The sequence below is a fragment of the Micromonospora sp. NPDC003944 genome, from assembly GCF_053605225.1.
The window spans coordinates 23,322-38,752 of the sequence record NZ_JBSGIV010000014.1 but is presented as its reverse complement, the minus strand read 5'-3'; the positions used below and the strand labels follow the sequence as shown (position 1 = coordinate 38,752).

Genomic DNA, 15,431 nt, shown 5'->3' with positions numbered 1-15,431 from the left:
CTCAGTCCTGTTCGTACGACATACGCATTGACTTGTTGGCGTGCGGGCTCGGCACCGGCGGCTTGTCGAGCGTGATGCCAAAGTACTTGTCGTACGCCGCCAGCAGATCCTCGTCGTTGGTGATCCGTTCGATCCGCCGCTGATCCCCGTCGATCACGACGAGCTTGTTCTCGCGCAGGATGACCCGCCCGTTCTCCGTCGGCAGCGTGGTGGACAGGTTCTTCAGGAACGGCGAGTCGGGCGAGGTGCGGTACCACCACACGACCTGCATGCCGTCGCTGGCCGCGATCGGCTCGTCGTAGAAGCGGAACTGCAACACGTCGGCCCGGTAGACGTCGGTGGCGTTGTCGGCGACCCGCTTGGTCGAGAAGGTGCCGTGCGGGTCGTCCTGCGGCTGCGGCGACTCCAGCAACAGCGGATAGCGACTACTGCGGCCCAGCCCCACATCGACCAGCCATCGATCGTCGCCGAACCGCACGGTGCTCACCGAGTGGTTGTACGGGGGCGTGAATTCCTGCCCGAGCCAGACCCGACCCTGGTGCATGGTGATGTCGAAGCCCAGCGATTCAAGCAGATAGTGGAACGAGGTGTTGATCTCCCCGCAGCCGCCGCCCCGGCGCTGGTACACGATCTTCTCGACCACGCGCTCGTCGACGAAGATCTCCTTGCCGAGGTGGTAGTCGATGGTCTCGAACGGCACCGTCAGCGAGTGTCGCGCGTGCAGCAGCCGCAGCGCGTCGGCGTCGAGACGCTCCGGCCGCGAGGTGCCGATCCGGTCCAGGTACGCGGCGACCGTCGTGTCGTCGAGCATGTCTTCACCTCTCTGTGGATGGGAAGCTCGCCGTGGGGCGGAAGCGGGGAAAGAGCCTCTCCGCGTTGGCGCGATTGACCGCGGCCCATTCCGGCGGGTCGAACTGCGCGAGGCGAGCCACTCCCTCACCGTTCGAGGCGCCAAAGTTCTCCGGCATGAACGGGTAGTCCGAGCCGACCAGAATCCGCTCGACGTTGGCGAAGAGCCGGAGTGAGGCGAACGAGTGCCGGCCACCACACATCGCCACGTCGAAATACAGCCGTCGGAGCGCGGCGATCGGATCGTCGGGGAGGCGGGCGGCGAGCTCGCCGCTGATGATCGAGCCATAGGTGAGCCGGTCGGCGTAGTAGCTGATCCCACCACCGCCATGCGGCAGGATCATCGGCAGGTCAGGGAATCGTTCCAGGGTGCCGTTGTAGAGAAGCTGGGCGGCCAGCCGCACCGACTCGAACGGGAACTCGTAGAGGGAGAGCGGCAGGCCGAAGGTGGGCTGACCGACCGAGGGCGGAACTCCCGGGTGAATGAAGATCGGTGTGCGCCGCCGCTCGGCCTCGGCCAGCAGCGGATCGAGCCGACGGTCCCCGACGTAGATCCCGTCGTAGTTGGTCAGCAGCCCGAGCCCGTCGAGGCCGAGCACGTCGATCGCGTACACGAACTCCTCGACGCAGTCGTCGAGGTGCGGGAACGGCAGCACCGCGAACGCGCCGAAACGGCCAGCGCCGTCGGCCACGAATTCGGCGAGATACTCGTTCAGTCGGCGCGCGAAAGCGCGGGATCGGGAACGTTCCAGCATCGGCACGCCCGGCCACAGGTTGACCACGGCCGCGCGTATTCCCTGCCGATCCATCATGGCGAGACTGCTGGCGACGCTCCAGGACGGCCGATCGACACCGGAAAGCACGGCGACGCCGCCCATATCGCGGAGCTCCGCGCTGTAAAAGTCGGGAATGATGTGGTGGTGCACGTCGATGGCATCCATCCACGGCGATCCGGTCGGCTCGTTGCCGGGGTTGACGTCCACATTCGAATCCTTGCAATCGCACATGCCCCTGCCAAGGACGCCGGAGCTAATGTGTCACCTCTCTTTTGACTGTTGCTCGGGCGGTCCGGGTGCCATACATTAAGCGCCAGAATCCGTGCCCGTCCGTATCGCTTTCGTCGACGGGCTCCGGCGAAGGAATGGATTTGGTGAATGCTCACATTTCCACGAGGCGAACGGCCGGTCGGCGTGCTCGGCACCGGCTCGTACCTGCCGGGCAGGGTGGTGACCAACGCCGAGGCGGCCGAGCACGCCGGCGTGACCGGCGACTGGGTGTTCGAGAAGACGGCGATCCGGGAACGGCGATGGGCGAAGGCCGACGAGGCGACCTCTGACCTCGCGATCAGCGCCGCGCGAATGGCCCTCGCGGATGCCGGCATCGACGCCGCGGATCTGGCGCTCGTCGTCGTGGCCACCTCGACCCCGGATTCCCCGCAACCCCCCACCGCCAGCATCGTCGCGAGCGAGATCGGCGCTGGCCGCGGCACGGTCGCGTTTGATGTCAACGCGGTGTGCAGCGGCTTCAGCTACGGCCTGGCCGTCGCCGAGCGGCTGGTGGCCGCGAATGGCGACCGCCCGGCGCTGGTGATCGGCGCCGACGTCTACTCGCGCATCCTTTCTCCGCGCGATCGCCGCACGACGGTCCTCTTCGGTGACGGGGCCGGAGCCGCGGTGATCGGCGTCGGCGCGGCGCACAGCATCCTTGCCACCCGGCTGATCAGCTTCAGCGAGGCGCACGGCCTGGTCGGGGTGGCGGCCGGCGGCAGCCGCATGCCGGCCTCGGAGCAAACCATGCGTGACGGCTCGCACTACTTCACCATGGACGGGCGCGGTGTACGCGACTTCATCGACGACCACGTAACTCCCGGCATCGCCGGGTTCCTGTCCGAGCACGGGATACGGCCGCAGGAGATCAGCCACCTGGTGTCACACCAGGCCAACGGACGGATCCTCGCCACCATGGCGGATCGGCTCGGAGTGTCGTTCGAGCGGTTCGCCACCACGTTGGGCGTCTACGGCAACACCGGGGCGGCGTCGGTACCGATCACCTACGACCAGCTGCGCCGCTCCGGTGCGGTCCGCCCCGGCGACCTGCTACTCCTCGCCGCGTTCGGTGGCGGGATGACCATGGGGATAACTCTTCTGCAGGCGGCCCGGTAGAAGTAACTCGGGTACGGCGGGCGCCGCCGCGGTGAGCGCGACGCCCGCCCACCGCTCAGGACGTACGGCGAAGAGCCGGTTCCGCGCAGGCCCGCGCCGCGAGGACGGTGTGCGCCGCCGAGGCCAGCGTGACGTGTCGGTGCCAGCCCCGGTACGAGCGACCGGTGAAGGCGCGCAGACCCACCCGGTCACCGGTCATCTCCAGATCGTGTCCCACCCGTGGGACCAACGACGTCAGGCGGACCAGATCAGCGAGGCCGACATCGCCGCGGCTGGTCAGCCACAACTGGCCGGGACCGGACCCGCCGGGCGCGCTGAGCTCGACCATGAGCAGTGGGTCGTGTGCCCGGGTGCTGGGCAGCCGAACCGCGACGGTGCCGGCCAGCACCGGCGGATTCGCCGTCAGGCCAAAGACCGGCCGTCGGCTGTGCCGTGCCGCCGCCGCCAGGGCACCGGCGCACTCGGCGGCCGACCGCCCGGCGGCGACGAGGCGCAGACCGGCTGGGATGCGGATCAGCACCGGCGCGCCACTGGCGCGGAGCCGGCGGACCACTGTCCCGGCCTCCATCTCCCGTGCGTCGACCAGCACGAGGTCGTCCGCCGCAACGCCCAGTTCGAGATAGGTCTCCACGGTGCAGGCGCCCAGGGACTGCGCGACCATGTCGTCCGGGATGGCCGCGCGCCGCCGGCGGTGCTCGTCGGCCAGCCAGTCCTCGTTGAGGTGCAGACGCCAGTTGACCGGGGCGACGAAGTCGGGCGTGGCGGCCCAGAGGCCCACGGCGTGCTGCGCGTTGAGCGACTGTCCCAGGCCCGGCGAGTACTTCCGGCCTACCCCCACCGAGTGCGTCCCGGCCTTGCGGATTAACGTCGGGTGTAGCACCCAGGCCGACACGTTGGCAACCCGGGTGACATGGCGGGTGAGTGCCTGGCGGACCGGCATCCAGTCCCAGGTGGAATCGCTTACGAAATGGTGCAACGCCTGCTCCGCCGCGGGTTCTGCCGACGTGGCGGCAATGTTACGAATGGATTTGCGCCCACGGGTCAGGAGGAGCCCTCGGATGTATTCCGTGCCACGCCTGCGTTGGTCACTTCGCGGTAGTCCGGCCAAGATGTCCGTACACAAGTCCGTGACGTCGTCGTGCAGACGCATCCTGCCTCCTCGGGGCATCCAGCGGCGAACACAATGAGCTTGTAATGCGCAGCGGGGATGGTCGAGGTGCTGACAGCACCGCCTTTGCGGCAGCGGTGGTTGCCGGAGGCGCATCTCGCTCGATGACGCGGAGAGAGCGACTCGGACGGCGCTGAACCTGACATAATCGATTGCCGGCAAATGCTGAGGCCCGCCGGGGTCGTCCACGACGGGCCTTGCCGATCGGTCTTTTCTGATGGAATCCACGTGATGCCCCGGTGACCGCAGCCGGCCGATCGCGCAGCGTCTACGCCGTTGCAGGCAACCTGATGACCGCGGTCGATCTACCCGCCGGGACCATCTCTTGGCTGATGGGCTTGGCTGGGCAGCCGACCGTCGCCCCGGCCGCTGCTGTCGCGGCAGCCGGGGCGATGCCGTTCACTTGCCGATGTGAAGCGCTTCGCGGACGAACATCTGGGCGAACGTCGGGGCGCCGGTGGTCGTGACCACGTCGATGAACTGACCGAGGTGTATGTCTTCGGTCGCCTCGCGAATCAGCAGATCAGCCAGGTCGATGCGGGAGGTGAACCGGCCGGGCAGCCGGCGCGGCTCGGCGCGGTAGTCGGTGACGACGTCACCGTCGAACAGACCGGCGGGACGGATCACCGTCCAGTCCAGGCCGCTCGTCCCGACCAGCTTCTCCATCCGGGCCATGTCGTCGTAGACGCTGCGGCCCATCCGGAGCAGGATCGGCGCGATGATCTTCTTGAAGGTGAACGTCTCACCCTCGGCGTGCTCGCCGGTGGTGCCGGTCGACGTCACGCAGACCAGTCGGCGCAGGCCGTGGTCCTTCATCGCGGCGATGATGTTGGCCGCCCCCTGCGAGTAGACCCGCACCGTCTCCTTGGTGTACGGGACACCGAGACTGGAAATGACCGCGTGCTGCCCCGCGATCACGGCGTCCACCGCGGCCGCGTCAAGCACATCCGTGCCGACCACCCGCAGCCCCGCTCCACTGATCGGGAAGGACTCCGGGCGGCGGGTCACCGCCGTGACGAGGTGTCCCCGAGCCAGTGCCATCTCTGTCGTCAGTCGGCCGGTCGGGCCGTTCGCGCCGAACACCACGAGTTTCATCGAACCTCACCTCTTGTTGACTACGTTCCTACCGATCGATGGGCCGGTCGGCCGGTCGTCCGGGCCACGACGACCGCGCCGAGCACGACGCCGGCCGCGACGGTCAGCGCCGTCGCGTAGCCGGTCACCGTCGCCTCATTCCGCGTCGGGGCATCGGTGCCCGAGCCGATCAGCAGCGCCGCGGTGGTGCTCGTGGCGACGGTGTTGAACAGAGCGGTGCCCACCGCCGCCCCGACCTGCTGCACGGCGTTGTAGAGGCCCGACGCGACGCCGCTGTCGGCGGAGTCGGTGCCTGCGGTCACCTCGCTGGTCAGCGGGGTGAGCACAGAGCCAAGCCCCATCCCGGCGAGGATCTGTGCCGGCAGCAGGTAGAGCAGGAAGACATCGGGGGTGTCCGCCCGTGCCCGGGACAGGATCAGGATGCCGGCGCCGAGGGCCAGCAGGCCCGGCACGGTGATCACCCGGGTCGACACACGGCCGTGCAACAGTCCGGCGACCACCGCGCCGGCCACCGCGCCCACGCTCGTCACCACCAGGACCAGACCGGCCCGGACGGCGGAATACCCCAGCACCGTCTGGGTGAAGTAGGTCATGAACAGGTAGCAGCCGAACAGCGCCAGCTGTAGCAGGAAGACGGTGAGAAGGGCGCCGCCGCGCCGACGGTGAGCGACGATGCGCGGGGGCACCAGCGGGTCGCGGGACCGCCGTTCCACCACGACGAAGGCCGCGAGCAGTGCCCCGCCAGCCAGCAGCAGGATGAGCGTGTACGGGTCCGCCCAGCCGTGTGACGCCCCCGCGCTGAACCCGGCCACCACCGTGACCACCGACGCCACGCTCAGCAGGACCTCGGTGGCTGCTGGGAAACGGCGGCCGGTGAGGCGCTCGCCCCGCGGCAGCGCACGAGCGCCGAACAGGCCGATCGGCACGATCACCATGTTGATGAACAGGCACCAGCGCCAGCTCGCGTACTCGGTGAGCAGGCCGCCCGCGATCAGGCCGATGGCCGAGCCGGCCGCGCTCACCGCCGCGAACGCGCCGAAGGCCCGACCCCGCTCCCGCCCTTCGGCGAAGATCGTGGAGAGCAACGCGAGCGCGGCCGGCGCGAGCAGGGCCGCGCAGCATCCCTGTAGTGCCCGCCCGGCGATGAGCGTCGGCGCGTTCGGCGCGGACCCGGCCAGGGCCGAGGCCACGGCGAAGCCGGCCAGCCCCCAGACCAGTGCCCTGGGGTGCCCGACGATGCCGCTGATCCGGTCGCCGGCCAGGAGCAGCGCGCCGAACGGCAGGACGTAGGCCGTTATCACCCACTGCCGGGCCCCGTCCGACATCTGGAGAGCGTCCTGCACGGACGGCAGCGCGATGCTCACGATGGTCGAGTCGAGCACGATCATCAGTTGCGTCAGGCAGATCGTCGCCAGGATCCATCGCGAGCGGGTCGCGGCCGGTGCCGCCGTGGTCACGTCGTTCACCTTTGTCGCACTCGCCCCCCTGGCCGGGCTCACGCAAGAGCCACTGGAACGCCGGTCGGGCACCAGAACGTTGTTCCGGTGCCCGACCAATGTACTACGCTCACCTCGAGAACGGCCAAGCGAAGGCTCGGAAGGCAGGTGACGTCATGGCCGGACAGGCACGACCCGGCAAGGGTGTTTGGCTCAGGACCACCTCGCCACGTCACCACAACCCGCCACTGAGCCTCACGCGCATCGCGACCGCCGCCGTCGAGCTACTCGATCGGGACGGCGTCGGTCAGCTCACCATGCGCCGGCTCGCCGAGCATCTGGGCGTCGGCACGACGACCCTGTACTGGCACGTCGACACCAAGGACGACGTGCTCGACCTGGCGGTCGACACGGTGTTCGCCGAGTCGGCACCGGAGCAACACAGTGACGACTGGCGGGCGGACATCACCGCCCAGCTCACCGACTGGCGCGAGACACTGCTGCGACACCCATGGTCGGCGGCGCTCCCCCTGCGGCAGCGTCCCGCCGTCGGCCCCGGCTTCTTGTCCTGGATGGAATTTCTCCAAGCCGCCCTGACCCGGGCCGGTTTCAGCCACCGCGACGTCGCCGCGGCGAGCTGGGTCCTGTACAGCCATGTCCAGGGGTCCGCAGGCAGCCAGACCGCGCTGCGCTGGTCGGCCGAGGAACGTCAGGAGGGTCAGCGGTTACTGGACGACCAGCGTGCCCTCTACCCGACCCTGGTCGCGCAACAGCACCTGCTCGACGACGACTGGGCCGGAAACTTCCAGCTCGGGCTGGCGTACGTGCTGGACGGCCTCGCCGCCCGCATCCGCCCGCCCGGCGACCAGGCCCGATAGACGCCGGACCGGCCCGCACCATGTGCGGGCCGGTCCGGAACGAGAATCAGAGGTCGTACTTCTTCAGCACCTCGTGACCCACGTACTGGATCGCCGAGGTCGTCTGCTCCCGGCCGATCTTGAATGCGGTGGCCACCTCGACCACACGCAGCGCCTGGTACTCGATCGCCGCGAGGTTGTCCTCGTGGACGTTGCTCGCCTCGTGCCGGGAAACGCTGCACGTACCGTACGGCGCGCCGTTGTTCGGCAGCCCCAGCACCGCCACGCTGGAACCGTTGGGCACGATCAGCGAACCCCAGTGGCAGATAACGTTGTGCAGCGCCAGGATGGCCGTCTGCGCGCCAGCGTGCGGCATCGAGCCGGACGCGAAAACGCCCACCACCTTGTTGGCCAGGTCACCCGGAATGGCAACCGGGCCGGAGTGGTCGATGAAGTCGATAATCTGCGGAGCCGGCAGGCCGAAGTGCACCGGCGTGCCAATCATGATGGCGTCAGCCGCCACCAGATCCGCCATGGTCGCCACCGGCACGTCCGCCGTCTCGGCGTTGAGCTCGGCGTACGCCTTGCGGTCCAACACGATGGGATTGGGCAGGTCGGGAACCCTGTAGAGCTGCGCTTCGGCGCCAGCCTTCACCGCCGCGGCGGCTGCGGCCACGGCGAGCTGGTGGGTATTCCCGCTGCGGGAGTGGAAGAGGATTGCCACCTTGATCACAGAACGCTCCTCACGGGTCGATGCGCCTGGGCATCGCACGGACCATCTACGGGCATCCTGTCGACCGCGACCGCGCCGACAAACGGCACGAACCTTAGTTAGTCACCTCCGGGCCGTTTCCGCCCCCGACCTGACACAACCGGACCGCCACCGTTGACCCGCGCGTCCCGGTCCCGATGTGCTGCGACCCATGTCGAACGCACCCGAGAAGCCGCTCACCGCACCGGCCGATCCCGAGGAACTCGTGCCGCTGTTCGAGCACGCCTTCAACACCCGCAACCTCGACCTGCTCGAGGAACTCTTCGAGCCCGACGCGCTGCTGGTCCTGGCCCCCGGCGAGGTCCTGGCCGGCGACGATCGGCGCGCACGCAACCAGGAGAAGCTCCCGCACTTCTTGCCTATCAAGGTCGCCATCCGCCACCAGTACATCACCGGGGACATCGCCCTGCTGATCAACGACTACGTGCACGAGGGAACCACCCCGGATGGCAAGCACCTGCGTATCGAAGGCACCGCCGTCGATGTGCTCCGCCGCGGCGCCGATGGCGCCTGGCGCTGCCTCATCAGCAACCCGGCAGGCATCAAGACCGCGGGCGAACTCCCGCACTGACGACGCGGGTGGACCTGCGGTGCCCAGCCCGGCCACCTGGCGGCGGCCTCCTACGCGGTCCTTCGCCGGGAAAGGCGCCGGTCCCGCGCCGCGCCGGCCCGCTGCCTTCCGGTGAACGGGCCCGCATCCGCACCGGCGAGTAGATCCGCCCGGCGCGCGGCCCTCAGGCCGCCGCCGGGCCTTACTGATACGGAGAACAGGTATGACGAAGCTCCTGGTCGTCGTCGGCAGCATCCGCCCCGTCCGGGCTGCCGACCTGATCCTGCCCTGGCTGGCGCCGCGGGTCAGCGCGCACGGTGGCTTCGAGGTCGAGATCGCCGATCTGCGGGACTGGGCGTTGCCGATGTTCGCCGAACACCTGGGTACGGTCGGCGACATCGACGACCCCACCTGCTCCGACCCGGTCCTGCGAGCCTGGAACACGAAGGTGCAGGAGGCCGACGCCTTCATCGTCATCACTCCGGAGTACCACCACAGTCTGCCTGGCAGCCTGAAGAACGCCATCGACAGCGTGTGGCCCGCATTCGGCTTCCGGAACAAGCCGGTGGCAGCCGTCGGCTACAGCGCTGGCATCGGGGGTGGCAGCCGGGCCGTCCAGCATCTGGCGCAGATCGTCATCGCGGCCGATGCCGTGCCGCTGCGCAGCACCGTGTTGCTGCCCTTCGTACAGACGGCCTTCACCGCAGCCGGCGAGCCGGTCGACCGCGCGACGGATGTCGGTCTGCAGATCCTGCTCGACGACCTCGCCTGGTGGGCGACCGCGCTGAACAAGGCGCGCGCGGAAGGCGAACTCGCGCCTGGCCAGGCGCGCATGATGTCAGCGCTGACGTCGGCCTAGTGTCGTGCGCTGAAACGACTGCGCATTCGGCGGTAGCCCGGCCACCGGCATGGGTGTTAACGAGGTCTCCGTGCAGATGTTCGTCATCGTCGATGAAACATCTACCGGAGACCTCGCTTCATCCGGATCACCAATACACCCTCAAGACACCAGCGCAGCGGCAACGATCAACGTCTCCGGTGTCACCGACTGTGGTCATAGTCAGCCTTTCCGCCCGATCACCGCCGCGATCCGCGCGCGCAGTTCGGATGCCGGTATGACCGCATCGACCGAGCCGACCTGCACCGCGCGTTCGATGCTGTGCACCCTGTCGAATTCTGCAGCCAGGGCGGACAGGTGCTCAGCTCGCACAGCGGTGCGTAGGTCGGCGAGTTCAGTCACCAGATCGGCGCGTTTCTCCGCAACATCACTGGCGGCGATGCGCTGCTCGAGCCCGCGAATGCGTGGATCGTCGGTGGTGCGGGCGTCGACGGTACGGGCGAAAACGACCGCGGCGGCGGGGGCGCCGCCGATGACCGAGGCGAACGATCCCTCGACGGCGAGCACGGTCATGTTCGGATTGAGCGCCTTGGAGAACACCACAAACGCACCGCCGTGGTAGCGGGAGATGACACAGAACACCACCTTGCCATCGAAGTTGACGATGGCGCGGCCGATCTCGGCGCCGTACTCAAGTTGCAGCCGCCGCAGAGACTCCGGTGATCCATCGAACCCAGACAGGTTCGCCAGAATTACCACCGGACGGTTGCCGCTGGCGGTGTTGATCGCTCGTGCCACCTTCTTCGACGACAGTGGGAAGAGCGTTCCGGCGGTGAAGGATTCGGGTCCGTCCGCTGGCGGGAAGCCATGCCGTGCGACCGGCCCGGACTCGATGCCGATCAGGCATACTGGCCAACCGTCGATGCGAGAGTCGGCCACGACCGCGGTCTCAGCCTCGGCCATGTCTGCCCAGCGTTCCACCAATGGGTGGTCCTGGTCCGAGACCGCCTGCAACACCGCGCGAATCGCGAACGGCTTCTTGCGGTCCGGATTCGCGGTCGCGGAGAAGATGTCGCCGACGGTGGTGAAGTCACTGTCGGGGTGGTGGTGGGGGAACCCGGTGACGTCTCGGGTGACCGGGTCGGTGGTCGACGCGCGGCGTGGTCCCCGCTCACCCTGGGTCACGTACGTGTGCGCGTAGTGGCTCAGCAGAATTTCCTGCGCCGCGGCCAGGGTCGGGACGAAGTATTGGGCCTGCCCGTTGGGTCCCATCACCCGGGCGTAGCCGCCGATGCCGAAGTTGTCCTCCGCCGAGACACCGCCGGAGAAATCGAGCGACTGCTTGCCGGTCAGCACCATCGCACCGGCGGGCGTCATCACCAGAATTCCCTTGGTGTGCATCAGCATCGTCGCCTCGGCGTTCCAGTACGGCTGAGCGCCGACGTTGATTCCGGCGACCACGATGTTGATCTCGCCGCCGTCCTGGGTGAACTGCACTATCCGGCGCAGCGCCCGGGCCACCCAGTCCATGTTCTCGGTGCCGGAGTCCATCGAGATCCGTGCCCCCGCCGATATCGCGTACCACTCCACCGGCACGCGTTCCCGCTCAGCGAGATCCAGTGCCGCGACAATCCGGGCACACTCGGGTTCGGCCAGCGCGCCCAGCGCCCGATGGGGATCCCCGAACAGCGCGACGCGGCGTACTCCCTCGGGATACAGCGCGGTTGGCGTGGACACCAACCCGACCACGATGCCCGCGCGGTTGCGCCCGCGCGGCCGGTCCACCTGGACGAGAGACTCCCCTTCGAGGTCGAATTCGGTGAACTCGCCTCCGGGGCCACGCAGAAGGTCGATTAGCTCGTAGGGATACACCGCACCGCGCCGGCGCACCCGCAGCACCTTCTGGTCGTAGTCGTTCAGTGGCGCAACCGGTTCCGCCGGCGGGGTGTCGACCGACACTTCGGTGCCACCGCTGAGGTCGTAGCAGAACCGGGTGACCTGGAATTTGTACGAGTCGTTGGGCTGGCGCACCCGCCCGTGCACCACCACGTCCTGGATGCCGGCCCGCACGATCTGCGGCGCGGTGGCGTGTAGCCAGTCCGCCAACTGCGCCGTGTCGACGTCGGTGAACGGGCGAATGTCGAGCCAGACGTGGTTCAGATCCAGCCGGTCCCCTGCCGGGTCCAGCTCACGGCGCGCCTTGGCGACCGCCTCGGCACAGACGCTGAGGACGGTCTCCGCACCACGTACGGCGATGATCACCCCGTCGGAGTCGCGGACCGGTTCGAAGCGCCGCAACTGCGCCATGGCGACCAGCCGCTGATCGGTCGGATTGTCCTTGGCCACGGCGTGATACAGCAGCATGTCCGGCGGTGCGGGAAGCTGGTTCAGGTGGAAGTTGCGCAGCCGCCAGAGATGCAGCCGCCGCCCGATCAGCGGATGCACACCACGGATCACCGTGTCCTCCACCAGGCCCGCCGCGCGCCGCCGGAAGGTGAAGTGCTCCAACGGCCCGCCGTCAGGAGGTGGCAACGCGACGCTGATACGGCGCGCATGCTGCGCCAGCCCGGCATGCCGCAGCGCGGCCAGCAGTTCGGCCGCCCGCTCCTCGACCGAGGCGGGCGCGTCCGGCCAGGCCAGCAGGAGGTCCGCCACCGGCACATGGTTGGCCGGTGCGGCGTCGAGCAGATCACGTAGCGTGCTCACCAACGTGCCGGACGCGCCATCGCGCAGGTCCGTCATCCGGCCTACGGTCGCGGCGCAGACGGTAGGTACGGCGTGGCGCGGGCGCAACTCAAGCCGGTAGTCGCAGACCACGAACGCCCGACCGGCCACAGTGAGGGTGCGTACGGCGCCCAGCCGTTGCTCGCCGTAACGGCGGCGGCACAGCACCTCCAGCAGTGGATCCACCGGGGCATAGGTGTCCTGCAACAGCCTCGCTACCACGATGCGGTCCAGTGATTCCGGAATGTCGGCGATGGCCGCGATTCGCCGGGAGCGCTCGGGGGAATCCGGCATGTCGGCGAGCGCACGAAGCTCGTCGGGCACCCCGGCCAGCATCGCCGCCCGGGCGCCCTCCGCCTCCGGGTGCAGATACCAACGGAACACCACGCTACGGGCCAGATCGGCCAGCAGGGGCGAGCGGCCGGCAACGACTCTGATCAGCCGATCCAACGCGGGGCGGATACCGTCCTCGACCGGGCGCGGCTCACCAAGCCACACCTTCAACAGCTCCTGCACTACCCGGGAGCTGTCATTGAAGCGCCTGCAGGCCAGAACGATGCGATACACCGCCTGCTCCAGCTCAGGCGCACGATCGATTTCCGTGACTCCGTAGCGGGCCAGGACGCTGTGCAGCGTGTGCCGGAAGCCCGGTGACAGTGCGCCCCGGTTCACGTCCAGGCTTTGCAGGTAGGTGTGCAGCTGCTCGTGGCGGCTGCGGTGCGACGACTCCTCCGGCTCCGGGGTGGACAGTTCGACGATGTCGCTGAACGACTCGATCAGGGCGGCTTCGCCGGCCAAAGGCGCGCCGTGTTCGGCCACCAGGCCACTACGGTCGCGCAGGTAGCGCGACAGCGCCGGATGCGGATCGTCCGCTCGATCGAAGCCCAGTACCGCGCTGGACAATTCATTCAGCGCCAGCCGCGCGCGGAGGGCCGCAGAGTCGTCGGCAGACGATAGCGGCAGCATCAGGTCGACCGGATCGTGTCGTACTGTGTCGGCGTCTTCCCCTACTGGATCCAGTTGTGCCAGTAGCGTTCCCGTGTCGACCTGGCTGCCGACTGAGACCAGCAGCTTGCGCACCCGGGCGCCGAACGGCGCGGGTAGCACCGTCTCCATCTTCATGCTTTCCAGCACGAGCACCGGAGCGCCGGCGGCGATTTCGGCACCCTCTGGAACCGGTGTGGCCACGACCAGCGCGGGTGCGGGTGCCCGCACCGCACCGCCCTCGTCCCGGCTGACCCGGTGCGCGACGCCGTCGACCTCGACGACGTGCACCGTGCCGTGAATCGCGGTGATGATCCGGTAGCTACGGTCGCCGACTGTCAGCCGGCTCGAGTGCCCGTCTTGCCGTTCGATATCGGCGTCGAACGAAATGTCGTCGATGCCGATCCGATAGCGGTGCGCGCCGATGCGGGCAGCCGTCACCGGATAGCCGCGGCCTGCCAGTTTCACTTCGACGGCCCGGGCGGGTTCATCCAGAGTCTGCGGCCGTCCGCCGCGGCCGGTTTCCCATAGGCGGGTCCTGCGCGCCTGCTCCTCCTCGTCGTAGCTGGCGATGGCGGCGGCGGCCAGGGCGATGCCGGTCTGCTGGATGGCAGTCAGTCCGCCCGCTGCCCGGACTCGATCCACCCAGCGGGTGTCCGCGGTGGCGTCGATGACCTCGGGGGCGTCCAGCAGCGACATCAGCAAGCTCTTGTTGGTGGCGCCGCCCTCAATGACGACGGTGGTCTCGGCGACCGCGCGGCGTAGCCGGGCCAGTGCCTCGTCACGATCGCGACCGTAGGCAATGATCTTCGCGATCATCGAGTCGAAATCCGGTGGTATCTCGTCGCCCTCGACGATGCCGGTGTCGATGCGCACGCCTGGTCCCCCAGGCCAGCGCAGCAGCTCAATACGGCCCGGCGCGGGTGCGAAGTCGCGGTCGGCGTCCTCGGCGTTGAGCCGCGCCTCGACGGCGTGCCCACGTTCGACCGGACGATCGCCGCGCAACGGCAGCCCGGCTGCCACCTCGATCTGTGCCTTGACCAGATCGATGCCGGTGGTCAGCTCGGTGACCGGGTGCTCGACCTGCAGTCGGGTGTTCACTTCGAGGAAGGCGAAGAGTTGCTCCTGCGGCTGGTACAGGAATTCGACCGTGCACGCGCCGCGGTAGCCGACGGCCAGAGCGAGCCGCTCGGCCGCCTCCTTCACCGTCGCGATTTGTTCCTGGTCCAGCAGCGGTGAGGCTGACTCCTCGATGATCTTCTGGTTGCGCCGCTGGACGGTGCAGTCACGCACCCCCAGGGCCCAGGCGGTGCCGTGCGCGTCGGCAATCACCTGCACCTCGACGTGGCGGGCACCGGTGACCAGCCGCTCGAGGAACACCACCCCGTTGCCAAAGGCTCGCGCCGCCTCCTCGCTGGTGCGGGCGTAGGCATCGAGCAGTTCGTCGGGCGATCTGACGATGCGGATGCCACGGCCGCCGCCACCGGCGGTTGCCTTGAGCATCATCGGATATCCGATCTCGGCCGCCTGCGCCAGGGCGGCGTCAAGCGACTGGACGGGTCCCCGGCTCCACCCCGCGACCGGGATCCCGACCTGCTCGGCCAGCAGCTTCGCACCGATCTTGTCGCCCAGTGCCCGCATCGCTTCCGCACTTGGGCCGATGAAGGTAACCCCGAGCCGGTCGCACAGTTCCACGAATGCCGGATCCTCGGCGACAAAACCCCAACCAGCCCAGGCGGCGTCGGCCCCGGTATCGGTCAGCGCCCGCTCCAGCACCGCCAGGTCCAGGTACGGACGTGCCGAGGCGGGACCGAGGCAGTATCGCTGGTCGGCCTCTCGGACGAAGCCGGCGTGCCGTTCACCATCGGTGTACAGCGCAATGGTCTGGATCGGTTCGCGGTCGCGGTGTTCGGCATTGCACTCGCGGACCGCGTGGATCAGGCGGCGAGCCGCCTCACCACGGTTGACGATGGCGATACGCGTGAACACGCCAGTC

Annotated in this window: 11 protein-coding genes; 4 read left to right on the top strand and 7 right to left on the bottom strand. The window is 68.6% G+C overall.

Annotated features, from left to right (window positions below; all coding sequences use genetic code 11):
- Position 1: 1 nt before the first annotated feature.
- Both ACWER9_RS09580 and ACWER9_RS09575 read right to left on the bottom strand, forming a co-directional pair.
- The gene (locus tag ACWER9_RS09580; RefSeq protein WP_452301391.1) at positions 2 to 811 is read right to left on the bottom strand and encodes an arylamine N-acetyltransferase family protein; all 810 of its coding nucleotides are present in this window, start codon (positions 809 to 811) and stop codon (positions 2 to 4) included.
- 4 nt (positions 812 to 815) lie between these two features.
- Positions 816 to 1,832: an amidohydrolase family protein gene (locus tag ACWER9_RS09575; RefSeq protein WP_452301390.1), complete on the bottom strand. Its 1,017-nt coding sequence runs from the start codon at positions 1,830 to 1,832 to the stop codon at positions 816 to 818.
- A gap of 171 nt (positions 1,833 to 2,003) precedes the next feature.
- Between ACWER9_RS09575 and ACWER9_RS09570 the strand changes: the two genes are divergently transcribed.
- Entirely contained in the window at positions 2,004 to 3,011 is a 1,008-nt protein-coding gene (locus ACWER9_RS09570) for a 3-oxoacyl-ACP synthase III family protein (RefSeq protein ID WP_452301389.1), read from the top strand.
- Positions 3,012 to 3,066: 55 nt separating this feature from the next.
- Here ACWER9_RS09570 and ACWER9_RS09565 read toward each other — a convergent pair whose 3' ends face one another.
- From ACWER9_RS09565 to ACWER9_RS09555, 3 genes are all read right to left on the bottom strand, one after another.
- On the bottom strand, positions 3,067 to 4,161 hold the full coding sequence (locus tag ACWER9_RS09565) for an IS701 family transposase (protein WP_452301388.1): 1,095 nt from the start codon (positions 4,159 to 4,161) through the stop codon (positions 3,067 to 3,069).
- Positions 4,162 to 4,578: 417 nt separating this feature from the next.
- A complete protein-coding gene (locus ACWER9_RS09560; RefSeq protein ID WP_452301387.1) occupies positions 4,579 to 5,274 on the bottom strand; it encodes an NAD(P)-dependent oxidoreductase in 696 nt (231 codons plus the stop codon).
- 20 nt (positions 5,275 to 5,294) lie between these two features.
- Complete coding sequence (locus ACWER9_RS09555; RefSeq protein WP_452301386.1) at positions 5,295 to 6,731, bottom strand: MFS transporter; 1,437 nt, start codon at positions 6,729 to 6,731, stop codon at positions 5,295 to 5,297.
- A 155-nt stretch (positions 6,732 to 6,886) separates the two neighbouring features.
- Between ACWER9_RS09555 and ACWER9_RS09550 the strand changes: the two genes are divergently transcribed.
- A complete protein-coding gene (locus ACWER9_RS09550) occupies positions 6,887 to 7,588 on the top strand; it encodes a TetR/AcrR family transcriptional regulator (protein ID WP_452301385.1) in 702 nt (233 codons plus the stop codon).
- Between the two features lie 46 nt (positions 7,589 to 7,634).
- Here the strand turns inward: ACWER9_RS09550 and ACWER9_RS09545 are convergent, their stop codons facing one another.
- Positions 7,635 to 8,300, bottom strand: coding sequence for an NAD(P)H-dependent oxidoreductase (locus ACWER9_RS09545; RefSeq protein WP_452301384.1), 666 nt, complete (start codon positions 8,298 to 8,300; stop codon positions 7,635 to 7,637).
- Positions 8,301 to 8,490: 190 nt separating this feature from the next.
- Between ACWER9_RS09545 and ACWER9_RS09540 the strand changes: the two genes are divergently transcribed.
- Positions 8,491 to 8,910, top strand: coding sequence for a YybH family protein (locus tag ACWER9_RS09540; RefSeq protein ID WP_452301383.1), 420 nt, complete (start codon positions 8,491 to 8,493; stop codon positions 8,908 to 8,910).
- Between the two features lie 202 nt (positions 8,911 to 9,112).
- Complete coding sequence (locus tag ACWER9_RS09535; protein ID WP_452301382.1) at positions 9,113 to 9,748, top strand: NADPH-dependent FMN reductase; 636 nt, start codon at positions 9,113 to 9,115, stop codon at positions 9,746 to 9,748.
- Positions 9,749 to 9,949: 201 nt separating this feature from the next.
- Here ACWER9_RS09535 and ACWER9_RS09530 read toward each other — a convergent pair whose 3' ends face one another.
- Positions 9,950 to 15,424, bottom strand: coding sequence for an ATP-binding protein (locus ACWER9_RS09530; protein ID WP_452301381.1), 5,475 nt, complete (start codon positions 15,422 to 15,424; stop codon positions 9,950 to 9,952).
- Positions 15,425 to 15,431 lie beyond the last annotated feature (7 nt).